The organism is Anaerotalea alkaliphila (assembly GCF_010179735.1).
In the GTDB taxonomy this organism is placed as follows: domain Bacteria; phylum Bacillota; class Clostridia; order Lachnospirales; family Vallitaleaceae; genus Anaerotalea; species Anaerotalea alkaliphila.
Genome location: NZ_JAAEEH010000022.1, coordinates 1 through 26,507, shown reverse-complemented (window position 1 = coordinate 26,507; position 26,507 = coordinate 1). Strand labels below are relative to the sequence as shown.

23 protein-coding genes are annotated in these 26,507 nt (G+C 51.3%); 2 read left to right on the top strand and 21 right to left on the bottom strand.

Annotated elements, in window-relative coordinates:
* Positions 1–10: 10 nt before the first annotated feature.
* From GXN74_RS08890 to GXN74_RS08860, 7 genes are all read right to left on the bottom strand, one after another.
* Entirely contained in the window at positions 11–1,984 is a 1,974-nt protein-coding gene (locus tag GXN74_RS08890) for a BglG family transcription antiterminator (protein WP_162370577.1), read from the bottom strand.
* A complete protein-coding gene (locus GXN74_RS08885) occupies positions 1,977–2,432 on the bottom strand; it encodes a hypothetical protein (RefSeq protein ID WP_162370576.1) in 456 nt (151 codons plus the stop codon). The genes GXN74_RS08890 and GXN74_RS08885 overlap by 8 nt, the downstream gene beginning before the upstream one ends.
* A gap of 34 nt (positions 2,433–2,466) precedes the next feature.
* Positions 2,467–3,351, bottom strand: coding sequence for a class II fructose-bisphosphate aldolase (locus GXN74_RS08880; protein ID WP_162370575.1), 885 nt, complete (start codon positions 3,349–3,351; stop codon positions 2,467–2,469).
* Positions 3,352–3,421: 70 nt separating this feature from the next.
* Positions 3,422–4,486, bottom strand: coding sequence for a PTS fructose transporter subunit IIC (locus tag GXN74_RS08875; RefSeq protein ID WP_162370574.1), 1,065 nt, complete (start codon positions 4,484–4,486; stop codon positions 3,422–3,424).
* A 13-nt stretch (positions 4,487–4,499) separates the two neighbouring features.
* The gene (locus GXN74_RS08870) at positions 4,500–4,811 is read right to left on the bottom strand and encodes a PTS fructose transporter subunit IIB (RefSeq protein WP_162370602.1); all 312 of its coding nucleotides are present in this window, start codon (positions 4,809–4,811) and stop codon (positions 4,500–4,502) included.
* Positions 4,812–4,999: 188 nt separating this feature from the next.
* Entirely contained in the window at positions 5,000–5,308 is a 309-nt protein-coding gene (locus GXN74_RS08865) for a hypothetical protein (RefSeq protein ID WP_162370573.1), read from the bottom strand.
* Between the two features lie 14 nt (positions 5,309–5,322).
* Positions 5,323–5,898, bottom strand: coding sequence for a TetR/AcrR family transcriptional regulator (locus tag GXN74_RS08860; RefSeq protein WP_162370572.1), 576 nt, complete (start codon positions 5,896–5,898; stop codon positions 5,323–5,325).
* Positions 5,899–6,064: 166 nt separating this feature from the next.
* Between GXN74_RS08860 and GXN74_RS08855 the strand changes: the two genes are divergently transcribed.
* Positions 6,065–7,975, top strand: coding sequence for an oxidoreductase (locus GXN74_RS08855; protein ID WP_162370571.1), 1,911 nt, complete (start codon positions 6,065–6,067; stop codon positions 7,973–7,975).
* 91 nt (positions 7,976–8,066) lie between these two features.
* Here GXN74_RS08855 and GXN74_RS14745 read toward each other — a convergent pair whose 3' ends face one another.
* The 10 genes from GXN74_RS14745 to GXN74_RS08805 form a co-directional block, all read right to left on the bottom strand.
* Complete coding sequence (locus tag GXN74_RS14745; protein WP_162370570.1) at positions 8,067–10,607, bottom strand: putative bifunctional diguanylate cyclase/phosphodiesterase; 2,541 nt, start codon at positions 10,605–10,607, stop codon at positions 8,067–8,069.
* Positions 10,608–10,719: 112 nt separating this feature from the next.
* Entirely contained in the window at positions 10,720–12,708 is a 1,989-nt protein-coding gene (tkt, locus tag GXN74_RS08845) for a transketolase (RefSeq protein ID WP_162370601.1), read from the bottom strand.
* A gap of 192 nt (positions 12,709–12,900) precedes the next feature.
* The gene (locus tag GXN74_RS08840) at positions 12,901–13,161 is read right to left on the bottom strand and encodes an HPr family phosphocarrier protein (RefSeq protein WP_162370569.1); all 261 of its coding nucleotides are present in this window, start codon (positions 13,159–13,161) and stop codon (positions 12,901–12,903) included.
* A gap of 23 nt (positions 13,162–13,184) precedes the next feature.
* The gene (gene ulaA, locus GXN74_RS08835; protein WP_246208648.1) at positions 13,185–14,627 is read right to left on the bottom strand and encodes a PTS ascorbate transporter subunit IIC; all 1,443 of its coding nucleotides are present in this window, start codon (positions 14,625–14,627) and stop codon (positions 13,185–13,187) included.
* A gap of 12 nt (positions 14,628–14,639) precedes the next feature.
* Entirely contained in the window at positions 14,640–15,704 is a 1,065-nt protein-coding gene (locus GXN74_RS08830; RefSeq protein WP_162370568.1) for a PTS sugar transporter subunit IIA, read from the bottom strand.
* 112 nt (positions 15,705–15,816) lie between these two features.
* A complete protein-coding gene (locus GXN74_RS08825; protein WP_343032810.1) occupies positions 15,817–17,352 on the bottom strand; it encodes a YifB family Mg chelatase-like AAA ATPase in 1,536 nt (511 codons plus the stop codon).
* On the bottom strand, positions 17,349–17,942 hold the full coding sequence (locus GXN74_RS08820; protein ID WP_162370567.1) for a transposase: 594 nt from the start codon (positions 17,940–17,942) through the stop codon (positions 17,349–17,351). The genes GXN74_RS08825 and GXN74_RS08820 overlap by 4 nt, the downstream gene beginning before the upstream one ends.
* 169 nt (positions 17,943–18,111) lie before the next feature.
* Complete coding sequence (locus GXN74_RS08815) at positions 18,112–18,426, bottom strand: nucleotidyltransferase family protein (protein WP_162370566.1); 315 nt, start codon at positions 18,424–18,426, stop codon at positions 18,112–18,114.
* Positions 18,414–18,830 (bottom strand): nucleotidyltransferase substrate binding protein, encoded by a 417-nt coding sequence (locus tag GXN74_RS08810; RefSeq protein WP_162370565.1) that lies wholly within the window; start codon positions 18,828–18,830, stop codon positions 18,414–18,416. Before GXN74_RS08810 ends, GXN74_RS08815 begins: the two co-directional genes overlap by 13 nt.
* Positions 18,831–18,975: 145 nt before the next feature.
* Positions 18,976–19,713: a plasmid pRiA4b ORF-3 family protein gene (locus tag GXN74_RS08805; protein ID WP_162370564.1), complete on the bottom strand. Its 738-nt coding sequence runs from the start codon at positions 19,711–19,713 to the stop codon at positions 18,976–18,978.
* Between the two features lie 305 nt (positions 19,714–20,018).
* Between GXN74_RS08805 and GXN74_RS08800 the strand changes: the two genes are divergently transcribed.
* The gene (locus GXN74_RS08800; RefSeq protein ID WP_162370563.1) at positions 20,019–21,077 is read left to right on the top strand and encodes a hypothetical protein; all 1,059 of its coding nucleotides are present in this window, start codon (positions 20,019–20,021) and stop codon (positions 21,075–21,077) included.
* A 273-nt stretch (positions 21,078–21,350) separates the two neighbouring features.
* Here GXN74_RS08800 and GXN74_RS08795 read toward each other — a convergent pair whose 3' ends face one another.
* From GXN74_RS08795 to GXN74_RS08780, 4 genes are all read right to left on the bottom strand, one after another.
* Complete coding sequence (locus tag GXN74_RS08795; protein WP_162370598.1) at positions 21,351–22,397, bottom strand: nucleotide sugar dehydrogenase; 1,047 nt, start codon at positions 22,395–22,397, stop codon at positions 21,351–21,353.
* Positions 22,398–22,773: 376 nt separating this feature from the next.
* Positions 22,774–23,715: a nucleotidyl transferase AbiEii/AbiGii toxin family protein gene (locus tag GXN74_RS08790; protein ID WP_162370562.1), complete on the bottom strand. Its 942-nt coding sequence runs from the start codon at positions 23,713–23,715 to the stop codon at positions 22,774–22,776.
* Entirely contained in the window at positions 23,708–24,514 is an 807-nt protein-coding gene (locus GXN74_RS08785; RefSeq protein ID WP_162370561.1) for a type IV toxin-antitoxin system AbiEi family antitoxin domain-containing protein, read from the bottom strand. The genes GXN74_RS08790 and GXN74_RS08785 overlap by 8 nt, the downstream gene beginning before the upstream one ends.
* Positions 24,515–24,757: 243 nt before the next feature.
* The gene (locus GXN74_RS08780) at positions 24,758–26,371 is read right to left on the bottom strand and encodes a recombinase family protein (RefSeq protein WP_162370560.1); all 1,614 of its coding nucleotides are present in this window, start codon (positions 26,369–26,371) and stop codon (positions 24,758–24,760) included.
* Positions 26,372–26,507: the final 136 nt, after the last annotated feature.

The window sequence follows — 26,507 nt, the reverse complement described above, 5'->3', positions numbered from 1 at the left end:
GATACTCCCCCTATCTGATCAAATATTTGTAGATGTCGGCTTCAGAAGACAGGTTCCTCAGACGGTCCACTTTCTCGTCGCTGTCGGTCAGGTAGATGAAGTGCTTGTAGAATTGCTGGATTCTCTTGATTTCGTGAGGCGAATCCATCTTGACTGCCAACAGGAAAATGACATCTACCATGTCCCCATGCCATAGGATGGGATTCTTCAGCGTTGCGATGAGCACCTTGGACTCGTTCACCTCCAGCATGTTGCCATGTGGAATGGCTACGCCGTTTCCCACTGAGGTGGTGGTCGCCCCTTCCCGCTCCAGCACGCTGTCGTGGTATTTCGATGTGACGAAACCCTTGTTCTCCAACCGTTCCGTCATCATCCTGATCAGGCCGCCCTTGTCCGTAATGTCCACATCCTTTAGGATCAACTCGGGATCGAATAGGTCGTGGAAGTAAATGCCCGACGTTTCCTTGTTCTGCAGGCTGTCCTTGAGGATGCCATCGATCCTCTCCTTGATCGACTGCATGGACGCATCCAGGGAAATTGGGGCGATTTCCACAACTCTGCGGTCGTCAATCCCATGCTTTTCCGGGGCAAAAATGATGTCCATGTCCTTATGGGCGGACACCCTGAAGTCGTGTGCGCTCACCCAACGGATGCATTCGATTTGCGGGATGTGCTTCCTGATTTTTTCACTGATGAACTGCGTATGCCCCATTCCCATGTTGGTGACCAGCACCGCCTTCAACGGTCTCTTTTTCCTTTCCACCGCAGACTGGATGTAAAGGGTGATATAGATCAGTTCGTCTTCGGTGATTTGCACGTTATAATATTCTTCAAACATGATGCTGGTCACCCACGAGGCGCAATAGACCTTTTTGTAATCCTTTTTCACGTACTGGAGGGGCGTTTCCGATTGCGCGCTGTTCCTATAGCGCATCCGGAAGATGGCCGGCCTGATATGGAGCAATAGCCCTTCATACAGCTTTTCATCATCTGTCAGGTCTACGTTGATGACATTGCCGATGGTCTCGATGATTTTCCTCACGAACTGCCGCAACTTGTTGTCGTATTCCTTTACACCTTGCGCCTTGCTGTCCGACATGTTGCCGTCGAGAAGGTTGGAGCATAGGATTTGCGCCACCAGGAAATCGATTTCCTCCTTTGCTGCGGTGTAGTTGAAAATCCTTTCGACTTTTTCGTAGATGGATTTGGCGAATGCATATTCATTGTATTTCTGGAGCATTTCGGCTTCTTCAGGCATCGACTCCAACTCCATCTTGAGCCTGCTGTTTTTCCGGTAAATGGACAGGCACAGATACACCCAGATTTCTTTGAAGGAGCATTCGACAAATTCCAGCCGCCACTGGTTTTCCGTCTTTATCAATATGTCCCTGAGGCTTTCCACATCCAGACCAGGGAAGAAATCCTGCAGCGCTTTCGTCAGGTCATTCGTCTTTGCCCTGCCTAGAATGAAGTCCTTGACCGCTATCCGATAGTTGAATTCCGTGGTCTCGAGCTGCAATCCCTTGTTCCTGATTGAATTGACCCCGATGCCGTAGTGCTCCAGCCAGCTTGCCGCCTGCCTCAGGATGCCGGTGGCCGTAGGGACACACACGTATAGGTTTGAAGCAAGGTTCGCCATGGTGAGCCCATTGTTTGCAGACATGGTCAGAAGCATCTTGATAGTCTGGTCCACCTGTTCCGTCGGATCCTGGATGTAGCTCAGATTGGAACTCACGGCAACCAGGCCTTGGAGGCTCTGCTTTTGGCTTGTCGTCACATCCAGTTTGATGCCGACCCTTCTCTTCTTTTCGATCCTTCCGAAGCCGTTTTCCTCCAGAAAATTTTCCAGCACGCAAATCCTGTTTCTGACCGTCTTCTCCGTAAGTCCGATTTTCTCGGCGATATGGTTGTTGGTCGTGTATTTGCAATTCAGAAGGATCTCCAGTATTCTGCTGTTGTAGTAATTTGTCTTGTCGTTATTCAAGCGTATCCCCCGCAATCAACCCGAATGCCTTCTCAATCTCGCTGGTCGCAAGCACATCCGGATCCCTCGTATTGTGCATTTCCCCTATCCTGTCCAACAGCCGGTCGATCGGCACCGTTTCCACGATGGCCATGGGCACATGCCGCAACCCCTCCCAAGGAAATTTGTCGCCGACGCCGTTCTCCCCATTGATCGCATAGCATCCACTGGTCAGGAGCAATACCGTTCCGCCATCTTCCATATGGACAATCCGGTGGGGACCGAACAGCTTCTTCAGGCGATAGCTTTCCGATAGGGCCTCCCTGCTGCCCTTCCGCATCCTGTATTCTGTGAAATTCGAGTACAAGGCCTGATGGACGCTTCCCGCATATGTCCTGTACTGCTCCAGTATCTTCACACCCATGGCGACGGCAAGGACAGTCACGAACCCCAATGCCAGCATATCCATCACTTCTCCCCCAATCCCATACGGTTGTTGCCCGCTACTCGAAACCCAGCATTTCGGTTTTCTTGAAAATATACTGGTTGTTCGAGCCGATGACCCTAATATAATTCTTCACGAACTCCTTCACTTCCCGTTCGGCGACCATGCACATGTTCATGTAGTCGATGTTTTTGTCCTGCTCGGTGGCCTTCAGCATGGCATCCTTCGCCACCTGGAACGCATCCGTGCAGACATTGATCTTGTTGATCCCATAGGCCACCGCTTTCCGGATGTTCTCCTCACCTGCTCCCGAACCGCCATGCAGCACCAGCGGCATGTCCAATCTCTTCTTCAACTCCTTCAGGCGCTCGAAGTCCAGCTTGGGGATTTTCCCTTTCGGATACGCACCATGTGCTGTGCCGATGGCGACCGCCAGGGCATCCACACCTGTCCGCTCCACGAATTCCTTGGCCTGCTCCGCATTGGTGAGCAGGTCCTCGTTCTCGTCCTCGTTGTCCGCTGCCTGTCCCACATGCCCGAGCTCCGCTTCGACACTGATGCCCATGGGATGGGCCAGGTTGCTGATGATGCTTGTTCTTCTTACGTTCTCCTCATACGGAAGCGACGAACCGTCGAACATGACATTGGAAAAATTCATATGGATGCACTTCACGATAAAATCGAAATCCTGTCCATGGTCCAGGTTCAGGCACACGGGAACCGACGCCTTGTCCGCCAGTGCCTTGATCATGGGCACCATCTCAGTCGGATGCGCGTGCTTGCTCATCTGGTTCATCCCGAACTGCAGGATGATCGGTGATTTTTCCTCTTCCGCCGCCTCCACCACCGCCCTTGCCATTTCCATATTGATGCTGTTGACAGCCATGACAGCATAGCTGTTCTTATGTGCATGACGCAAGATGTCTTTCATCGAAACATACATGTTAACCCCCCTCACAACGCTGTTGGGACAGGTATGACCAGCATTCGCCGGCCATACGGCTGCAACATCATCATTCAATGCTTACGCTGATGTCCAGCTCAACAATCTCTTCCTCGACTTCGTCTTCTGCCGGCCGTTTCAGCAACGCATAGGTGACTCCCGTCGTGACGGACCCGATCACCAGCGCCGCCATGAAGCCCAATGGGTTGACCATCATCGGTACGACGAAGATGCCTCCATGTCCTGCTACGGATTCGCATCCCCACATGACAGCCAGACCGCCTGCGATTCCCGACCCGATCATGCAGGATGGGATGACCCTCAGCGGATCCGCCGCCGCAAAGGGAAGGACGCCTTCCGTGATGAAGCTGAATCCCATGGGAACCGCTGTTTTCGCCATTTCAACCTCCGCCTTGGAGAACTTCTTGTTCGCCACCAGCGCGGCAAGGCCGATTCCCAGAGGAGGCGTCATGCCTCCTACAATTTTTGCGGTCATGGGTCCGAAGATTCCGTCCGCACCGAGACCATTGGCAACCGCGGATGCCGTCTTGTTGACAGGTCCGCCCATGTCAAATCCCATGCAGGCGCCGATGACCGCTCCTATGACGAATTTCGATCCATCGTTCAATCCGCGGATCCACGCGGTCAGGAACTCCATGAAGCCCGTGATGGGTTTGCCGATGATCAGCAGGAATGCCATCCCCAGGACCAAGGTGGTGAGGAACGGGATGATCATTACAGGCATCAGGCCCTTCAGCCAAGAAGGAACCTTCCAGGTCTTCATCCAATTGACGAACAAGCCAATCAAAATCCCCATCAGGATGCCTCCTAGGAAACCGGCTTTGACCTGCACCGCCGCATATCCGATGGCCAATCCTGGAGCGATTCCCGGTCGCCCCGAAATCGAGTAGGCGATTCCGGCCGTCAAAGCCGGTACGACAAATGCCATGGCGTAAGCCCCCAATGTGTTGATGTAGGCCGCCATCGTTCCCACCTTTTCTTCCGAACCTACATCCCAGCCACCCAGCAGTTTGCCGAGTCCCATGCACAAGCCGCCGATGACGACGATGGGAATCATGTAGGAAATGCCAGTCATGATGTGTTTCTTGATGTTGAATTCTTTCATCGCGTTCATCCAATTGTCCCCCTTAATCTTTTTTCAATTTGGAAGCTACCGAAGAAACTACAGACTTTGGAGATTTCATGATCAAGCTGATCGGTACATCGACCACCGGCTTTCCGGCAAACCGTTCCTTGGAAACCGTAATGTCCGCTGCAATGATTACGACATCCGCATCCTTGATTTCCGACAGGGTCAATTCATTTTCCACGCCAATGGATCCTTGGGTTTCAATTTTGACCTCATGTCCAAGGGACCTTGCTGCGGACTCAAGCTTTTCTTTTGCGATGTAGGTATGGGCAATTCCCGCAGTACATGCTGTGATTCCTACTATTTTCATTTCATCTACCCCCGTATGTCCTTGGTTGTTGGTTGCCATTGCCATTTCCTACAGACAATATAGCATGCGTCTCTATCTTTTGGCCAAAATTAACGGTAATTATTAAGTGGTAATTCTTTTGTTATGGATGTTTTGTCTGTATATCCACTTCATTTCTATCATTTATTGTGCCATATGGGCAATCGCCGTCACATTCCCGCCCCCAGGAGGAACAGCAGCACGGAGAGGGCGGTCACGATCCCCACCCGCTTCAACGCATCCTTAAGGGGCTTTTCCGATTTCCTGATGTCCTGGATGAATCGCAGGTTCCCCCAGGCCAGGCCCGCCAGCCCCAGCACCATGAGCAGGTCCCTAAAGCCGATGTTGCCGCTCTGGAAGCCATAGGCCAGCTGTCCGGCCAGCAGCAGGTAGAGGATTCCGGACAGGGCCATCTTCCGCCTGTCCCCCGAACGGAATCCGGGGATCTTTCTGTAGAACGGTTGCGCTTCTTTTTTCATGTGGTCTCCTTCCTTCACTTCCGGTACTGGGGAGCCACGTCATAGATGCACTCCAGGGACCTGCGCATCTGGCTCTTCCAGTCGAAGTCCCCCTTCTTGATGCACCAGGTCACGTCCTGGCCCAGGAACGCGTAGGCCGAGGCCACGTACAGCTCCCTCGCCTCGCTCCGGTTCCGGATCTGTCCCGACGCCTGGCCTTTCCGGATGACCGTCACGGCGATTTCGGTCAGCTCCTCCCTAAGGTCGTAGCTGCCATGGTCCTTCTTCAGGTTGCTGGTCATCATCTGGCTGAAGAAGTCGGGGCCGTACTTGTAGGCCTCCTCCACCAGACCCTCGAAGCATACCATCAGCTGCTCCCAATGGTTCTCCTGGGACAGGATGGACAGAAGCCGGAGGCTGATGTTGTGGACGATGGAGTCGTAGAAATGCAGGACGATGTCCTCCTTCGACTTCAGATGGTAGTAGAAGGTGGTCTTGGAGATGCCGCAGGCCTTGCAGATGTCCACGATGGTGGCGTTCTTGTAGCCCTTCTCCAGAAAAAGCCGCAGCGCGGTGTCTATGATGAAATTCCGTGTGGGTTGGTTTTCCATGTCTACCTCCGTAAGTTTCGTATGCCCTATGATAGCACACTCTTTTTTGCAAATCTAGATTGACTTTTAATTAACAAAAGAGCATTCTATTACCATGGTCATACAAACGTATTACCGTGATACTACGCAAGGAGCGTTACAGCATACCAGAAGGAGGAACAGATCGATGAAGCTATTCGAAAGGACCAAAATCAACGGCATGAAGCTGAAGAACCGGATCGTGATGGGGCCCATGGGAACCACCGGCGAGGCGGACGGATCCTATTGCGGCGAGGGGATCCGGTATTTTGAGGAAAGGGCCAAGGGCGGCACCGGCCTGATCATCACAGGCGCCAACGTGGTGACGACCAAATACGAGCCCCGCCCCTGCACCGAACTGAGCAACTTCCACCATGTGGAGCGCCTGAACATGCTGGCGGAGCGATGCCACCACCACGGGGCCAAGGTCTGCGTGCAGGTATCCCCCGGACTGGGGCTCCAGCAGTTCACCGACCCCTTCACCCCGCCCTATTCGGCCAGCGAATGCGCCTCCTTCTGGTTCCCTGACCTGAAATGCAAGCCCTTCGCCAAGGAGGAGATCCAGGACCTGGTGCAGAAGGTGGGCTTCTCCGCCAGCCTGGCAAAAATGGCGGGCGCCGATGCGGTGGAGCTTCACGCCTACGGCGGCTACCTGCTGGACCAGTTCCATTCCAAGCAATGGAACATGCGCACGGACGAATACGGAGGCAGCCTTGATAACAGGATGCGCTTCACCCTGGAATGCATCGCATCCATCCGCAAGAGCGTGGGCCCGGACTTCCCCATCCTGGTGAAGTTCACCCCGGTCCACCGGGTGGAAGGCGGCCGGGAGCTTGCGGAAGGCCTGGAGATGGCCCGGATCCTGGACGCCTCCGGTGTCGACGCCCTCCATGTGGACGTGGGCTGCTACGAGGCCTGGTACAAGGCCATCTCCACCGTCTACCAGGAGGAAGGCCACCAACTGGACGTGGTGGAGGCCGTCAAGAAGACGGTGAAGCTTCCCGTGCTGGGCCAGGGCAAGATGTTCGACCCCGCGAAGGCGGAGGCGGCCGTGGCCCAAGGCAAATTGGACTATGTCGTCCTGGGCCACCAGATGCTGGCCGACCCCGCCTGGGCCAACAAGGTGAAGTCCGGGGACGTGGAGGACATCATCCCCTGCATCGGCTGCAACGAATGCCTGCTGGCCGGTTTTTCCGGAAAGCACTACTACTGCGGCGTCAATCCCCTGACCTATGCGGAAGGCGACTACCAGCTGCCCGATAAGGGCGGGGTCAGGAAGTCCGTCCTGGTGGTGGGCGGCGGCCCCGGAGGCATGTCGGCGGCCATGACCGCGGCAAAGCGGGGCTTCGACGTGGAGCTGTGGGAGAAGTCCGACCGTCTGGGGGGCAACCTTTGGGCCGCCGGACTCCCCACCTTCAAGCGGGACGTGCTGAAGCTGGTCACCTACATGGAACGCCAGGTCCACAAGCTGGGCGTCCAGGTGCGGCTGGAAATGGAAGCCACGGCCGAAGGAATCCAAGCGGGGAACTACGACAAGGTCATCCTGGCCGCCGGGTCCCGGCCGGCCATGCCCCCCATCGACGGCATCGTCCATGCCGCCCCGGCCAACGACTACCTGCTGGGAATCCGGAAGCCGGGCAGCAAGGTTGTGGTCATCGGCGGCGGACTGGTGGGCTGCGAAACCGCGGCCTACATGAAGGAGACCGCCGACGAGGTCACCATCGTGGAGATGCTGGACGACATCCTGGCCGTGGCCGACCATTGCCTGAACAACGACCAGGCCCTCCGGGACATGCTGAAGGAAAGGAACATCGGCGTCGTCCCGAACGCGGCGGTTACGGCCATCCGGCCGGACCACCTGCGCTACACCAAGGACGGCCGGGAGCACACCCTGGAATGCGACACGGTCATCGTCGCCGCCGGCTACCGTCCCAACAACCAGCTGGAGGACGCCCTGACCGACGCCGTCGGGGACCTGACGGTCATCGGGGATGCGGAAGCCCCACGGAAGATCCTGAACGCGGTGCACGAGGGATACCACACCATCCGGGTCATGTAGGTCGCAAGCGTCCGGATACGGTTGAACGGCAGAAAGGAAAAGGGGAAGGCTGGAGCGCTTCAAACGCTCCGGCCTTCCCCTTTTCCCAAATTCATTCCGCCATCTCATGCCCTTCCATGAACTGCAGCGTGTCCGCAATCGTCATGGGCCGTGCGAAGAAGTACCCCTGCACCCGGTCGCACCCCAACTCCTTCAGCAGCTCCATCTGCTCCTTCGTCTCCACGCCCTCCGCGATTACGGTCTTGCCCAGGTTGTGGGCGATTTCGATGATGCTCCTGGTCAGGTGCATCTGCTCCTTGTCCACCGTGATGTTCCGGATGAACCCCTGGTCGATCTTCACCACGTCGATGGGCAGGCTCCGCAGATAGTTCAGGGAGGAATACCCCGTGCCGAAATCGTCCAGATGCAGCTCGATCCCTTGACTCCGCAGATAGTCCAGCCTCTCCAGGTGGCTCTCCGACGTCTCCAGCAGCACCGTCTCCGTCAGCTCGATGGTGATGTTGGCGGGGCTGATCCCATATTCCCCAAGCGTCCCCATGAAGTCCTCCACGAAATTCACCCGGGTCAGCTCCACGGCAGAGACGTTCACGGCAATCTTGACCCCCTTGTAGTGCTTCTCCAGAAAAAGCAGGATGTCCCTGCAGGCCTCCTGGAACACCCACTGGCTGATCCTGTGGATGATCCCCAGCTGCTCCGCCACCGGGATGAACTCCATGGGGCTCACCATCCCCTTCCCCGGCAGTTCCCAACGGATCAGGCCCTCGAAGCCGATCACCTTCCCGCCCGCAAGCTCCGCCTGGGGCTGCAGGTACAGCTGGAACTCCTCGTTGTCCAGGGCATGCCGGATGTTGTTCTGGATCTCCAGGATGTTGGAGGCGTTGGACTCCATGAAATCGCTGTACCGCATGGCCCTGGACCGGCCCGTCTCCTTGGCCTGATACATGGCGATGTCCGCCTTGCGGATCAGCTCGTTGGCCGTGTTCCCGTGCTCCGGGAACTTCACGATGCCGATGCTGCAGCTCAGGTAGAACTCCTGCTCTTCCACAAGGATCATCTCTTCCACGGCCTTGGAGATGGACACCACCAGCTCGTTGTCGACCTCGTGCCCCATGCCCTCCTCATGCCGGATCAGCACGAACTCGTCGCCCCCCAGGCGGGTGGCGATGGTCCTGTCGTCCTCCAGGGCCTTGAAGCGCTCCCCGACCACCCGCAGCACCTCGTCCCCCTTCAGATGGCCGCAGGAGTCATTGATGTACTTGAAGTGGTCCAGGTCGATGAAATACAGGGAACCCGAACGGTTCCCGTCCTCGATCAGCCTCCCCAGGCTCAGGCTCATGGCGATCCGGTTCTTCAGGCCCGTCAGGCTGTCGTTGTAGGCCAGGACCCGGAACCGCTGCTCGCTCTCCTGGAGCTTCTGCCGGCTCTGGGTCAGCTCCACGTTCTTTTCCCGGAGCGCAAGCTCCACGATCCTCCGGCGCCGGTTGTCGTAGACCAGGATCCCCACGATGAGCAAGGACACGGCCAGGGCGATCATCAGCGGCATCAGGAGGTGCTGGTACCGGTCGTAGAAGCCTGTGGGCGCATTGACGATCTCCGTCTCCTGCGGCAGCACGTCGAAATCCAGCCCGTAGGCCTTCATCACGTTGTAGTCGAATACGTACATGTTGGGGCTCTCCGTGACCACCGGGATGGAATCCGCCGGAACCCCCCGAAGCACCTCCATGGCCATGGAGGCGGCGATCCTCCCCTGCTCGAAATAGGACAGCATGTAGCCCCCCAGCAGGCCGTCCCCCACACCCCCGATGGAGTGCCGGTAGACCGGCACGCTTGCGGATTCCACCAGGATGTCCACGGACTCGCCGATGGTGTACACGTTCCCGTCCACGTCCTCGAACATGGTCATGTACAGAACGATCTGTTCCCCGGTCAGCCCCCGGAGGAACGCCTTGAAGTCCTCCAGGGCATACTCCGTGAAGTTCACCACCGTGAACTCCATCTCCGGAAACAAAGCTTCGAACTGCAGGAAGCTCCTGGCGTCCCCCAGCCCCGTAATCGTGCCGTCGGTGATGGCGACGAACTCCGTCGCCTCCGGCTGCAGCCGCTTGGCCAGGGCCAGGTTCTCGTAGATGGAGGAGGATTCGTACACGCCGGTGAAGCCCTCCATCCCGTCCGCTTCCAGGACACGGGCCATGTCGTTGATGGCGAAGAACACCACCGGGATGTCCCCCAGCAGGTCCTCCCTGTTGTCCATCAGGAACTGGAGCCCGTTGTCGTCGCTGACGACCACCACGTCGTAGGGCTCGCTCCGGTCCAGCCGGTACTTCAGGAACCGGTAGTAGTTGTCGTAGTTCTCCCGGGTGTCGAAACGCTTCGTGTCCATGAACTCGATGTCGAAAACGACGTCCTCCCCGTCGAACACCGACCGCAGCCCGGCCAGCTGGTCCGGAAACGTGTCGAACGCCCCATGGTAGGAACTGATGTAGAGGACCCGGTGGCCGGTTCCCCCCATCCCCAGGCTCTCCACATCGGCGGCAAGCACGTACCCTGGGAAAAAAGCGGCCGTCACCAGGGCAAGGGCCATTGCAAATGCGGAAAATTTCTGCGGCAGTCCATGCCGGAATGAATCGGACATACTGCATCCCACCTTTCATTGTCTCTTGCCTTGATTATACCACTTTTCGGCGGTCTCCGACACAAGAAAGGGGGGGTGCCTTTCCCGAACGGCAACCCAACCGACATCGGAATCAGACAGCCAACAGGTCCCGCGCCCTTTTCACAACATTCTCCGCTGTGAACCCAAACAATTCAAAAAGCTCCTCTGCCTTGCCGCATTCCCCGAACCGGTCCATTGTGATGGTTGCCCCGTCCAATCCCAGATATTTGTGCCATCCGAAACCGGAAGCCGCCTCAACCGCCAATCTTTTAGTTACCTTCTTGGGCAATACGGATTCCTGATATTCCAAAGGCTGCAGGTCGAACAGCTCGAAGGATGGCATGCTGACGGCCCTTGCCCCGATGCCATCGGCCTGCAGTAGTTTTGCCGCCTCATATACGCATTCCACTTCCGACCCCGAAGCCAAAAGGATGATTTCAGGTTCCTTCTTCGAATCCAATAGGATGTACCCGCCTTTCAGCGCATTCCTTCCCGTTTCCGCATACTGGGGCAGACTCTGTCTTGTGAGGACGATTGCGGTCGGACCCGCATCCTTTGTCACGGCATGGCACCAGGCCGCAGCGGTTTCCTTTCCATCTGCGGGGCGGAACACGGTCATGTTCGGCATCGACCGTAAAGAAGCCAGTTGTTCCACAGGCTGGTGTGTGGGTCCATCTTCTCCGACGCCGATGCTGTCATGGGTCAGGACATAGGTTACAGGCAATTTCATGATTGCCGACATGCGCATGGCGCCTTTCATGTAATCGCTGAATACGGCGAACGTCGCTCCGTATGTCCGCAACCCTCCATGGACCTGCATTCCGTTCAGGATTGCCGCCATCGCGTGCTCCCGGACACCGAAATGGAGATTGGAACCCGACGGGTTTTCCGCAGAGAAATCGCCTCTTTCGTGCATGATGGTTTTCGTCGACGGGGCCAAATCCGCAGATCCGCCAACAAGGAAGGGGGCCTTTGGGGAAAGCCTGTTGATGACCACTTCCGAGTTCTGTCTTGTTGCCGCCTTTTTGCTTTCAAAGCGCCAATACTCTTCCCATTCCAACAAGTCCTCTTCCACCCTGCCGCTGTTCCAAAGCTTCCAAGCCTTCCAGTCTTCAGGATGCCTGTCTTCATACCGCTTCAGCAGCTCATTCCAGGAATCTTGCGATTGCGACAATTCTTCCCGCATCCCTTCCAAATATGCTTCAACTATGGAAGGCACACCGAACGGTCCTTCTTGCCAATCCAAAAACGCTTTTGTTTCCTGTATGTTCCTTTCACCAAGCGGTTCCCCATGGGCTGATGCTTTTCCCTGTTTTGGGGGACATCCATATCCTATTTGGGTTTTGACCTCAACTAGTGTCGGCCTTTTTGTCTCCGCCTTCCCTTCCAGGACAGCCGTTTCAACCGCATCGATATCGTTTCCGTCATCTACCGTCAGCACCTGCCATCCATAGGCCTCAAACCTCTTCCCCACATTTTCCCTAAATGCGATGTCCGTGCTTCCCTCTATGGTGATGTTGTTGCTGTCATACAGCACGATAAGCTTGCCCAATTCCAAAGTTCCAGCCAAAGACGCCGCTTCTCCGGAAATTCCTTCCATCATGCAGCCATCCCCTGCGATGACATAGGTGAAGTGGTCGACCAAACACAAGTCTTCTTTGTTGAACCTTGCTGCCAAATGTTTTTCCGCCATGGCCATCCCTACACCATTGGCGATCCCCTGGCCCAGGGGGCCGGTTGTTGTCTCAATTCCTGCGGTATGCCCGTATTCCGGGTGTCCGGGGGTTTTGCTCCCGTATTGCCTGAAGTTCTTCAAATCCTCCAGGGACAGTCCGTATCCGAACAAATGGAGCAGGGAATACAGAAGCATCGAACCATGCCCCGCCGACAGGACAAACCTGTCCCTGTTTTCCCAGCCGGGATTTTGGGGGTTGTGTTTCATGATCCTGGCCCACAAGGCATATGCCATCGGAGCCGCACCCAAAGGCAGCCCCGGATGCCCTGAGTTTGCCTTCTGGACAGCTTCTACCGATAGCATTCGGATCGTATTGATTGCCAACTGTTCAATGTTTTTCATAATCCTGTCCCTTTCGATTTCTGTGATCGGTAACCTTGCGGAATGGAGCCTGAACAGCCCCGTAAAAAACCCCCGGACCTTTCCAGGGAGCTGGAAGCAAAGCCCAAGGGGTTTTCTGTCAGATGTATTTGCGATCGATGTTTTCCAGCATTCCCTTGACCTGGCCGATGCCCGCAGAGACGTTTGCGCTGTCCGCTACCCTTCCAGGCCGTCCAGGAAGCCGGCGATTTCCCTGCATACCTTGCCGGCATCTTCCCCTTCGACCACGACTTTCAGTTCCGTCCCTTTGCTGATGCCTCCCGCAAGGATGCTGATGATGCTTTTCGGATTGATTTCCTTCTCTCCGTTGAGGAGGGTGATTTCATTCGGGTATCCCTTGCAGAATTCCGTGAATGCCGAGGCCGGCCTGGCATGCAGCCCGGTCTTGTTCTTGATTTTCGTATGCATTTCAGCCATTGGTTTTCCTCCTATCCTTTTTCTCATTCTTCCGCGGCCTGGACCCTGCCTCTGCTAAAGAGCGCATGGACAAAGGGCAGTGCAAACAGTCCGGAAATCAGCAGCCCGACCACCCATGTGTTCCTGAATGCCGCAATCCGTCCGATGAGGAAGCCCACACCGACGAAGTCCGCATCCGAGAATGTGGTGTTCGCATATCCCAGATCCCCCAGCACCGGCAGGAGCAGCAGGGGCAGGAAGGTGAGCAGCAGGCCGTTTACGAAGGCACCGATGACCGCACCGCGTCTTCCGCCCGTTGCGTTTCCGAAGACACCCGCCGTTGCACCCACGAAGAAATGGGGCACGACTCCAGGCAGGATCACCATCAGATTGAATGCGGTGTCCCGCAGGCCCACCAGGATGAGCATTCCGATCACGCCGCCTGTAAAGGATGCCAAAAATCCGATCAGCACCGCATTGGGGGCAAAGGGGAACACCACAGGACAGTCCAGGGCCGGTTTCGCATCTGGCACGACTTTTTCACTGAAGCCTTTGAAGGCCGGTACGATTTCCGCAATGACCATCCTTACCCCCTGCAGCACGATGTAAACCCCTGCTGCAAATGCGATGGCCTGCAACAGTGCGAAGATGATGAAGTTCTGTCCACCGGAAAGGGTTTCCGTAAACTCCGCCCCCGCAATTACGGCTACGATCAGGTACATGACCATCATGGTCAGTGCGATGGAGACGGAGCTGTCCCGCAGGAAGGAAAGCCCTTTTGGGAAGGAAGTTTCTTCCGTGGATTTGGAGCCTTTTCCCACCATCTTTCCAATCTGGGCGCTCAGGATGTAGGTCAGGGTGGAGAAGTGTCCGAAGGCGATGTCGTCGTTGCCTGTGATTTTACGCATGGTGGGATGTGCAAGGGCCGGAAACACCGCCATGGTGAGCCCTAGGGCCATTCCGCCCAGCAGATACAGCAGGATCCCTTCGAATCCGGCGACAACCAGCACGATGGCAATCAACGCCGCCATATAGAGGGTGTGGTGTCCTGTCAGGAAGATGAACTTCAGGCGGGTGAACCGAGCGATTAGGATGTTGGACACCATGCCCACAATCATGATGATGGCGGTGGCCGAACCGTAGGTTCCCAATGCTGCGGCTACGATGGCTTCGTTGTTCGGCACCACTCCCTGCATGTTGAAGGCTTCCCCGAACATGGCACCGAAGGGTTCTATGGCACTGACGATGACCCCGGCACCTGCCCCAAGAATCAGGAAACCCAGCACGTTTCCAAAACGGCTGCAGTTGTCTTCCAGGTCCTTTCCGCAGACGATCAGGTCCGCAATGCCAGGGTAGCCGCTCCCCAGGTCCACGTGTTCCACTTCGACATCCTGGACACCCAGGTCCTTCAAGGCCGTCTTGATGTTCATTTCCACCATGAAGCTGCTTCCCAATCCGCTTCCGCACATCGCTACAATCTTTTTCATTTCCATATCCTCCTAATTGGAATATTGTTTGACCAGTTTCAGTACGTCTTCTTTTGTCTTGCTTGCCAGAAGTTCTTCCATGTCGTTCATGAGCAGTTCGCTCAGCTGGCCCAGGGCTTTCAAATGAGTCTCGTCATCCGGCGCGGCCAGTGTGACCACCAGCTTCGCATACCGTTCCTTGTCGTTGGAGAAATTCACGGCCTCCTCCAGGACCAGGACACTCATGCCCAGCTCCAGCACACCATCCTCTGGCCTTGCATGGGAAATCGCCACGTCGGGGGCCACCACGATGTAGGGGCCCAATTCCTGGATGTTCTGGATGACCTTTTCCAGATACCGTTCTTCAACGGATCCGGCATCCAGCAGGGGCTTTGCGCTTGCATAAACCGCCTCCTTGTAGTCTTTTACCTGTTTCATCAGGATGATCTTGTCTTCGGTTACCAGTTCGTTCAGCATCGGCTGCACCTTCCTTTGGGTCAGATTCAAGTATTCCACTTGTTTGTCCAGTTCCTTATCCATGATCCGTATGATTTTTTTTGCCGTTTCCTTGTCGAATTCCTTTTCGATTCTCCTGTACACCGATTGCTTCAAGGTTTCCAGGTTGAACCCGCCCCGGCTCTTGTGGAAAATCTTCAGGAGCCGGCTTTTGTCCAGGGCCGTCAATACCGGTGTGACCAGGATGCTTTTCTGTTCATAGCCCTTTCCGTTGATGGGGACGGTGGTGATGATATAATCCACATCTCTCGCGTAAAGCTCCACCTCTTCCAGGCTGACCGCATCGATGATGTTGATGTTTTCCAGCAGATGCTCGAGTTCCTTGCGCAGCAGTTTGGATGTGGCCACCCCGTTCAGGCAGACCAGCAGCACTTTCGGGAAGGAGAGTTCATTCTTTTCCCTTTTGAGATGGCCGCCGAAGTGCATGGCGATGTAGGCGATGTCGTCTTCGTTGATCGGGTTGCCCACCATTTTTTCCAGTTCCTTGCAGATCCGCTCGCTGACCCGGTAGATGGAGATGCTTGCACATCCTGCTGCGCACCCGGCTGTCATGGCCCCAATGCAGGAGGCAAGGGTCCGCACAAAAAAACCGGGAACCTCCTGTTTCCAGAAGATTCCCGGCATTCGCGTATTGCGTGGTCCAGCCGCGTCCAGCAACGTGGCCTCCCCGCTCTCTGTTAGGGGGGAAATTTCATCACGGGCGGAAGCCCTGGAGCGCGTGCCGGATGTCCCGGGCGCGGATCTCCCGGGCATCCCCCATGTCCGCACAGGTCCTGGCCACCCGCAGGAGCTTCTTGTAGGTCCGGGCGCTGAACCGCTCCTGTTCCCAGGCCTCCTGGATAATCCTGCCGCAGTCCTTCTCCAGACGGCAGAAGCGCTCCACCAGCTGGGGCGGCATCTGGGCGTTGGTGTGGATGCCGGGATAGGCGGCGAAGCGCTCCTGCTGGAGCTTCCGGGCCGCCTCCACCCGGATTTGGAGCTCCTGGGAGCTCATGCCGGCCTCCAGGGACGTGAGCTCCAAAAACTCCACCGATTCCACCTGCAGGAGCATGTCGAACCGGTCCAGCAGGGGGCCCGACAGCTTGCTTGTGTAGTCCCGGACCTGCCGGGGGGTGCAGGTGCACCGGCCGGTGCCGTGGTGGCCGCAGGGACAGGGGTTCATGGCCGCCACCAGCATGAAGCTGGCGGGATAGGTGTGGGTCCCGCCCACCCGGGCCACGGTGACCTGCCGGTCCTCCAAAGGCTGGCGTAGGGACTCCAGGGCGGCCTTCCCGTACTCCGGGAATTCGTCCAGGAACAGCACCCCATTGTGGGCCTTGGTCACCTCCCCGGGCATGGCCTGGGTTCCTCCCCCAATCATGGCGTTGGTCGAGATGTTGTGGTGGGGGGCGCGGAAGGGCCGGTGGGGGGCCAGCCGGCTTTTCACCTGGAGCTCCCCGCAGACGCTCTGGATCCGGGTGACCTCCAGCCGCTCCTCTTCCGACATGGTGGGCAGGATGGTATGGATCCTTTGGGCGATCATGGACTTCCCGCAGCCGGGCGCCCCCACCAGCAGCAGGTTGTGTCCCCCGGCTGCGGCGATGGCGCTGTACCGTACCGCCCTGTCCTGTCCCCGCACATCGGAAAAGTCCAGCAGCCCTGCGGTCCGGCAGGCCTCGGCCTCCCGGTCCAGGTCCTTTTCCGCCGCCAGCATGCTCTCCGGGTCGTAGCCTTTCGCCTGTCCCTCCAGGAAGGAGGCCACTTCCCCCAGGCTTTCGAACCCCAGGGGAACCACCCCTTCCACCAGGGCTGCTTCGGCCATGTTTTCCCGGGGCAGGATCAGGTATTCGAACGCCTGGCGCCGGGCTTCCATGGCCATGGAGATCACGCCGTCCACCGGACGGAGCCGCCCCGTCAGGGACAGCTCCCCCAGATAGGCGTACCGGTGGACGTTCTCCGAGGCGACCTGTCCGCACTGGTGGAGGATGGCCACCGCGATGGCAAGGTCGAAGTGGGACCCTTTTTTCCGGACATTGCCCGGAGCCAGGTTGACCACCACCTTCATCTTGGGCACCTCCAGCTCCGCATGGTGGATGGCTCCGTAGATCCGCTCCCCCGCCTCCCTGATGGCCTTGTCCCCCATGCCGATGATGGTCAGGGAGGGCTTGCCGAAGACGGCCTTGGCCTGGACGTCCACCAGGCCTGCTTCCACCCCTTCCAGGTTGAAGCAATGGGTGATGGAATCCCTCACGGCTCCACCCCCCGGTCCATGGTCTTCTCGATCCACTTGTCCAGGTCCCTGCGCCGGGAAGGGCTTTCCACGAACTTCCGGTAGGCCTTCCTCCGGTCCCCGTCGAAATGCCCCAGGATCCCTTCCGGGTCCACCGGCAGGCCCGTCCCCTCCGACTGGAAGGCGCCGTAGCTGCTCCAGACATAAGCTTCCGGCGTTTCCACCATCCCCGCCTTCACCGGATTAAGATGGATGTAGCGGCTTGTCTGCAGCTTGTAGGCGTCGTTGTCGATGATTTCCGCCGTGTATCGCCCCTGGAACAGATGCCCCACCAGGTTGTACTTCTTGTTGAAGTGCAGGGTGATGCGCATGTTGATCTGCTGCATGATGGTCCAGATGGCCTGGTCCATGGTCTGGATCTGCAGGTGCACATGGTTGGTCATCAGGCAGTAGCCCAGCAACTTGAAGGGCACCCGCTCCTTGGTCATGCTAAGGATCCGCAGGTAGGTCTCATAATCGTCCTTGTCCCGGAAGATCTCCCCCCGCCGGTTCCCCCGACACATCACATGGTACAGTTCCCCTTGCCGCCAGACCCTTCTCTTTCTTGCCATGTCTGCTCCCCCATTCCGGACAGCCTCTTCCGGCCGGTCCTTTCCCCATTCTACCACGGAACGGGAAAACCGGGTGGGGACGGCTTGCAGCACTCCTGGTTGCGTCTCCTGCCACATCCCATGGATTATGAGCCTTGTTCCTTTTTTCAGACGGCACAATGTGGTTTCTTCAAGATTCATGGTCCTTGCCATAAACGATGCACCCCACCTGGTCTATGTGCCGCTTCAGCCCTTCAGACACAATGGAATCGTAATGGACGACATCCACAACAAATGGGATCGGGTACACTTCGTTGAGCATGTCCGACAACCGAATGACTTCCTGTCTAGTCACCCCTTCCCCCTTGACCGCCAAGTCGATGTCGGATCCCGGCTTGTAATTCCCCATAGCACGGCTGCCAAAAATAACGCCCTCCACGATGGATGGAATCGCCTTCAACGCTTTCCCTATGTAATCCAGGTCCCGCTCCTTCAATCCATACATGCGTCCCGCTCCTTAGCAAGCTTTTCATACAGTTTCTTCAATTCTGGATAGTATGTCTGCACGATATCTACGGCCATCTTGGCCGCGACCTTTTCATCATAGGCATGAACCGTCAAATTCCGGTCTCCCAATGCGTCAATCCAAACGTGACCGTCGTCAATCACTCCAATCTGAAGGGATTGCTTGATTGCTTCTCGGGGACTCCTGGCTACAATCTCCTGTGCTTCCAGGTAATCCTTCAACAGCTTCCAGGCAAGCTCAAATGAAATTTCAAAAAACTGGATGATTCCAGCCCGTTCAAGCTCATTTTCTATGGGTTGGTTCACATACTTGTCAAGCAATCTGTACGACCGCTCAAAATTCTCAAAACGTTGCTTCCAGCGCACCTCTTTCATCCTGTCCATATCCCACCCTCCATTCCTAGGATTTAGTTTCATTATTGATTCTATCAAATCCCACGCTTCTTGACCAGCAGAACGAAAAACAGCCGCACGTTTACTATGCGCTAATCTTATGTTTCGCGCATACTAAAACCAAAAAGACAGACCGTCACCGTCCTTTCCTATACTTTTCCTGCATGATCTTATACATCTCCTGATAAATCATGTCCCATTGCGTCTTCCTGTAGCTCAACCCCTTCAGCCTTCCATTGATCATGGCTGGATCATACTCCCTGAAACCCTGGGATTCTGCCCACGCCTTCAACTCCAGATGCTCCGGATCCTTCGGGTCGTTGTAGACCTCCATGAATCCATAAAACCCATGGATCCCGCCCACATCCTCCGGCGGCGCCGTCCCTGCCCCATCAAGGAGTGTCGGAAAGCCGAAGTGATAATCCTCCACGACCCGCTCCAGCTTCACAGTGAAATGCCAATCATCGCCGAAATCATACGCGTATCTGATCTCCTTGTGTTTCTCAAGATAATCGTCCACCTTAAGCCTCGTAGGCTTGCGCACCTCAATCTTCAACCGATCCTGATAGGCTTGCTCAAACTGCCGCATCTCGGGATTCATGTCCCTCAAGCGCTCCTCATACATCTTCCTGTTCTTCTTGTAATGCAGATGTTCAAGATGCATCTCCTCATTGTCGGTGACGATTCCGTTCTCCTCCGGCAACTCGAATTCATAGAGATGATATCCATCATTGGGGTAGCCGCCTTGAAAATTGGTCACATTCTGAATGATGTCGTGCAGCCTTTTGAACGTAGCCCCTGCCGGCACGACAACCCTACGCCAGATCACCGGGTTGGTTTCTTCCAATTCGATTCTTATGATATATGATTTCAATTTAGGCTTCCTCCCTCGGTCCTGGCGCAGCTCCCACGCTTGGCCGATTTCCACAATCCTCGTTCGTTCCCTTCTTTGATTCTACCAAAACCCATGCCCTTTGACCAGCAAAAACGAACAAATCCGTGACCATCATGCAACTATACTTGCGCAAATACCGCCATTTACGTTCTTTTCTGCTGCCACGTTTACGCAATCCCTTCACGCCAGTTCATCAAAACTTAATCAGAATCAACAGAAAAACAATTAGGTGTCTCGCTTCTGTAACGGGGCCAGACCCCTTTGGCGAGGAGGCCATCCCCCTGATGATTGAGAAAACCTTCATGCCGACGAGCCTTGCTCTTAGTCTTCTCAAGGAAGATGTCCCCGAACAAAAGTTATCTCTTGTAAGTGAATTGTCTAAAAATCAAAAGAAACTAATTATAAGATGCCTTTTAGAGGGAAATATTGAACTGCTAAGACACCCCAAGAATCAATCGGATAAGAACTATGAATTGATGCGTAAATTTGCTATTATGCTCTTAAGGGATATCACTAAGGGGAATAAGAGCCTCGTTTGGCAAGCATTCTCTCCACTACTGGTTGAAGATACAGAAGCTAAAATCATTGAGGCTTTTGCATCCAAAGAAGAAATACCTGATGATGACATTAGCGTATCTGTTGATCAGACGGCAAATTTGACAGCTGCCATTGCGAACGGACTGAAATATCCTGAACTTGATTCAAAAGGAAATGTTGATTATTCAGAGCTAATAATCTTCCTGGAAAAACTATGTAAGATTTTTAAGTGGGATGTTTATGAGTCTTCAACCCTTGGATATGAAAGTAGAGATGGCTCCCACGGAAAACTTAGATGGTACGCAGTTATTCTTTCCCAGTGGATCAAGGGAACAGGGCTACGCTTCATTATGGAACAATCTCTTGAGTATAAGCGGCAGAATCGCGGATCCAGAGTTATGATTAATTTCAAGTCTGTTACTTATAACGACTCATTAGAACATAGAAATATTGTTATTTCCGATACACTTCAGGCAATTGAAAATGTAATTCTATTCAGCATTTCTAATTATTTCTTGAGATTTTCGACGGAATATAAGCGGTATCGTCAAGTAGATTCCTTCCCTAATGATTGGTATGAATATGTTGAGTATGGTACAACAAACCCACTTTCCATTATGCTACAGCGTAATGGATTCTCCAGGGAAACATCAACTTTTATCAGGAAAAACAAGGATGATTATGTTGTATTAACTGATAATGGGGATGTAAAGCTTCGTCATTCCCTGCTTGAGTGTGATAATGTCAGTGTTCGAAAAGAAGTGAAAGATGTTTTATATAACGTTCCTGAATTATTTATCGGATAGTAGATGCGATCCGCTAAGACGAATATATGTTCTTTTTGCAACAAAAAAAATACCCGCTAGGCATTTTAGCTTAGTGGGTATCACAAAATATTGATTTATCTATTGTTCTGCTCAAACTTCCAGGCACTGGGTGTCATCATCTCTGCCCATCTCATTGTCACGTTCATCCCCACTGTTACTTCTAACGCCTCATATATAAGATTCCCAAAATTTACTTATGTGGTTGAATAGTTTCTTGGGGAGTTTTGTTGAGTAGGGATCAAGTCTTGTCCATTAATCTCTGCTGAATAAATCTCTTGTGTAAACCTTGTCCACAACATCTTTGATTTCATCAGATAATCTGTTTGCTACGATTACATCAGAAATCTTTTTAAACTCATCGAAGTCTTTGATAACTCTTGAGTTGTAGAATTCATCTTCATGAAGTGCTGGTTCAAACACTACTACTTCGATGCCTTTAGCCTTAATACGCTTCATAACACCTTGAATCGCAGATTGACGGAAGTTGTCAGAATCCATCTTCATGGTGAGTCTATAAATGCCTACAATCTTTGGCTGTCTCATAATGATCATATCAGCTATATGGTCTTTTCTAGTTCTGTTTGCATCAACAATAGCCCCGATAATGTTATTTGGCACGTCCTGGTAATTAGCCAATAACTGCTTTGTATCTTTAGGCAAACAGTATCCGCCATACCCAAAGGAAGGATTGTTGTAGTGGGTACCTATACGTGGATCAAGGCCTACACCTTCAATAATCTGCTTAGTATCCAATCCTCTTACTTCAGCATAGGAATCAAGCTCATTGAAGTACGCTACACGGAGAGCAAGGTAAGTATTAGCAAATAACTTGATGGCTTCCGCTTCAGTAGCATCAGTATATAGAATTGGAATGTCCTTCTTGATTGCTCCTTGAGCTAGAAGTTCAGCAAATACTTTAGCTCTTTCAGATTGCTCGCCTACTACAATTCTCGAAGGATAAAGGTTATCATAAAGTGCTTTTCCCTCTCTCAAGAATTCAGGAGAGAAGATTACATTCTCTGTATCAAATTTTTCTTTAATTGACTCTGTATATCCTACAGGAACTGTTGACTTAATAATCATTACAGCCTCTGGATTTATTGAAAGAACATTTGCAATGACGGCTTCTACCGTTCTTGTATTGAAGTAATTCTTCTCCGGATCGTAATTAGTAGGTGTAGAAATAATGACATATTCAGCATCTTTGAATGCTTCAAAGTTATCAGTTGTTGCGGTTAGATTAAGGTCCTTAGTTGCTAGATACTCGCCATGATACGAGAAGGATAACCCAGAGCCAATTAGTACATTTTTATTCCGATTTTGCTGCTCTGACTATGCTATATGCTCCCGAATAAAGGCCTATATCTTGAAATCCCTCAGAAAAAACACAAAAAAAATAAGCCCACCACAATGTGATGAGCTGTAATCTTGATTCATATATACTCTTTATTGAGCGTTTTTATTGGCTTTTTGCCCTTCTGAAATGCTTATACATCAGTATGTATAAACGAGTTCCTTCTATTATATAGTGATTTGAATTTCGAGTTCCTTCTATATATATATGTACTTAAGTTTCAAATTCCTTCTATTATATAAGCAAATAAATAACCCACTCAGATTCTCTCTAAGCTCGGCATTTTCCGAAGCTAGATTCTATCTAGGCGGGTTACATGATTTATCTAGTTTTCCATATGGCCATCGGATGATTCTTTATACGTTTCAGAATCTCTTTATCATCAAATAAAAGCTCAGGGATATATTCTCCATTTTCAAATCTATCTAAGAATTCCTTTTCTTCCTTTGTAAGAACCATTAAATCAGAAATGTACTCTTTGACAAGCTTCTTAGCTGATTCCAGCTCAAAATCATCTTTTCTTTTAATTACTGGAAGCAGGTCTGTTTTAATTTTTCTTTGGGTGATGGAATCTATAGCCTTGGTGTCAAAGGTCTTATTAATGTCTTTAGCAGATACGGCAGCATAGAATACAACGCACTTTCTCAGCAATTCTTCCTCTGATTCGTCAAACAGACCAAAATGGATCATGTTTCTAGCATCATATAAATCTCTAGCTGCAGCTCTACTTAATAGTGCATTTATCTTACTTCCGTATATCTCAATTGGAGCTAAGGACTTCACCTTATATTCACTGGAAAAATGCTCAGTGATGATTGGTCTCTCCTGGGCTTCAAGTACATGAGATCTTAGAGAGTAGTTGATTTCAATTTTAATGTTATCTCTATTCCCACTGGCTCCCAGGTAATCATAGACCCATGAATCCAAGCTATGAGGATTCTTTGTCTTAGGATTTTTTGAATAACCCTGGGAGACCATATAGCGATCAATAGTAGTGTTAATAACTTCTCGGCTCTCAAGCATTTCTTCTCTGCTGTTGGTAATTAAATAATCCAAATCTATATCTACCGAGAGACGTGGCAAGTTGAAAATTGTTAGATTAATAGCCGTCCCACCCTTTAATGCGAGACTATCCTTTAAGATTGGATTTGTATTAAGATACTCCAAAATATCTGCAAGTCTTGTCACCTTTTCTAATGTATCCCTGACAAAGCCAAGCTCCTCTGCTTTTTTCCCTAAATATATAATATCGTAATTAGACAAGTATATCGCCTCCTTGATTTATTTCAAATAACCCTTCCGGTACCATCAATTCCCACTCGTTATTATAATAGCTTTCTTCCTTTAAATCACTAACCAGGTACCTTCTACTCTTTCCTATCTTGCTTTTACAATAATCTATAAACTCTTTTGAAAGCTGCATCTCTTTTTTGTAATGGTCCAGAAGATATCCTACTCTTTGATAAAGCCCCTGGGTATCATATATAGAAAGATAATTTTTTAGCTTTTTTTCATCTAGGTAATGGATTCCTTCTAGGCAATTGAGCAGCTCTTCAAAGCCGCCTATTTTATTGAAATCTCTTATGCTGTCCACCACAGTTCTCTCTAAATCTGTCATTCTAACACCGGTGGTATTTTTAGCTTCCACTACTCCGTCTTGCATTCTGGAAGCGACATATTTGTAGGTTACATTGTCATATTCAAAATGATTAAACTTATTTTCTGATGAAACATAGACCTCATAATAAACTTGATTCGCTAGGCCATAATATTCAAAGGCACTGTGGTGAGAGATATAGGCAGTGTCAGTTATGGCACAGGCTATTTGATATCGAGTAGCTACTACCTGACCTGTTGTTGGATTGACTACAGAGTAGATATTTTTTCGTATCTTTTTGACAAGCCCCTTTTTAATTAATCGGTCCATCTGAGAATAAGCTGTTTTCTCATTTCCAGTAAGCTTCTTTACATCTTCTATGGAGAAAACAGGATATTTTGCTAGTTCAGTATAGACATTCACGTTCCTCACCTCTTTTTTTACTTTTGGAATGTTTTTCTCCATATTCAAAGAATAACGTTCCATTATTAAAACATTGTGCCCGTTTCAAACGCCAATATTCATCTTTTTTTAATTTTAGCACGTTATTCTCTATTTGTAAAGAAAATCGTTCCATTATTAAAAAGTGATTAACAACCCAACATTCGGAGCCATTTCCGTTTTCGCTCCGTTTGTTTGAAATAAAAAAGAAACCCACCAAGTGGCTTGATTACTTCTATCAGGCGACTCAGTGGGTTTTAGTTTTGACTATTTGCTGGCAGTTCTGGATATACCAAATATTAGATTAAAAATAATAATGTTATCTGATGAAATGATACCGTCTTTTATTACTCTTTTGAAGATGTCATTTCTATAATCCAGTTTCTTCTTATCAGGAAGGTTATCTAGCTCTTTCATGAACCATTCCTTTTCCTCTACAAGGAATTTATACTCATCTTCTTTATCTATAATCTCATTAATTTTATCTTGTACTGCCATTATTCCGTCTGTATGCTTTTTAATTTCTACAGTATCTTCCCCCGATTTTCCTCCAGCCTCCACTACTTTGTATAGTTCTTGATATCTCTTTTGAATCTCTTCCTCCAAATAAGACAATAGCTGTTTTTCATTTCTTGTTAAACTTTTTTCTTCAATTTTTTCTTCTATAAGAGATTTAAAACTACTGTCTTTTTTACATTCAATTAGCATTTTCATAAATTGTTTTATAATCTCCGGTTCTTCAATATATCCAGCATCGCAACAAGCTAATGGTTCTTTCTTTAAAGACGCTTTGCATCTCCACTTATGTTTTGTTACCCAAAGCACATGGGCATAAAAATTTCCACAATTCGAGCAAAGAAACCTTGAAAAGAACTCTTCCTTATCATGACTTCTTTTTCTATTCGTTTTAGGATTTCTTCTTTTCTCCATGATGCCTTGCGCTTTATTCCAAGTTTCTCTATCAATAATCGCAGGATGGTGATCTTCAATTAATAGCTGTGGGACCTCACCGAAGTTTTGTTTTGATCTGCTTGTAATAGTATCCTTTGTATAGTTTTTCTGATAGAGAAGGTCTCCTGTATAACTTATGTTATTGAGGATAGTACATATTCTCTTTCCATCCCACGAAGATCCCTCCTTCATAGTCGGTATTCCTTCTATCGTTAAATCCCGGCTAATCTGAGGTGTCGTTATTCCATTTATATACCGCTCAAAGATTGATCTAACTACTTTCGCCTCTTCTTCAACAATATACCAACTCCGGTCTTTATTGAAATCGTAACCATAAGTCCTGGCATTATGTCTTACTATTCCTCTTTTTGCTAATGCCTTTTTACCCCACGAAATACTCTCCCCAAGACTTCTGGATTCTTCTTGAGCTAAGGCACTGTACACAGTTAAAAGCACTTCTCCGTCTTCTTTTGCCGTATCGATTCCTTCCTTTTCGAAATAGATGGAAACTTTGTATTCTTTTAACTTTCTAACATACTCCAAGGCATCGACAGTATTTCTAGCAAACCTTGATATCGATTTAGTTACTATCCTATCGATTTTCCCATTTTCGCAGTCTTTAATCATTTTCTGAAATCCTGATCGTTTTTTTGCATTGGTGCCTGAAACACCTTCGTCTGCATAGATCCTCACTAACTTATTATTTGGGTCCTTTAGTAAAGCAAAAGTATAAAAAGCGACTTGGGCTTCTAAGGACCCCAATTGATCTGGTTCTCTGGTGCTTACTCTTGCATATACCCCCACCCTAATTTTCTTCTTGGTTTTTTTAGGTTCTATTTTTAAAATGTCTGTGGCGCTCTCCTTATATTTTTTCTTTATTTTATCTATAAGTTCTGTGGAAGGTTTATTTTGAATCTCGATGATTTCCACTTCTTCACCCCTCCTTGTAAGATATTGTTACGGGACAGATTAAGAAATCATCCCGAATGTTCCTTGAAAATGCAACTTTAATATTCGAATGAATCAACAGACACCACGTATTGAATTTCAACCATCTCATAGGTAT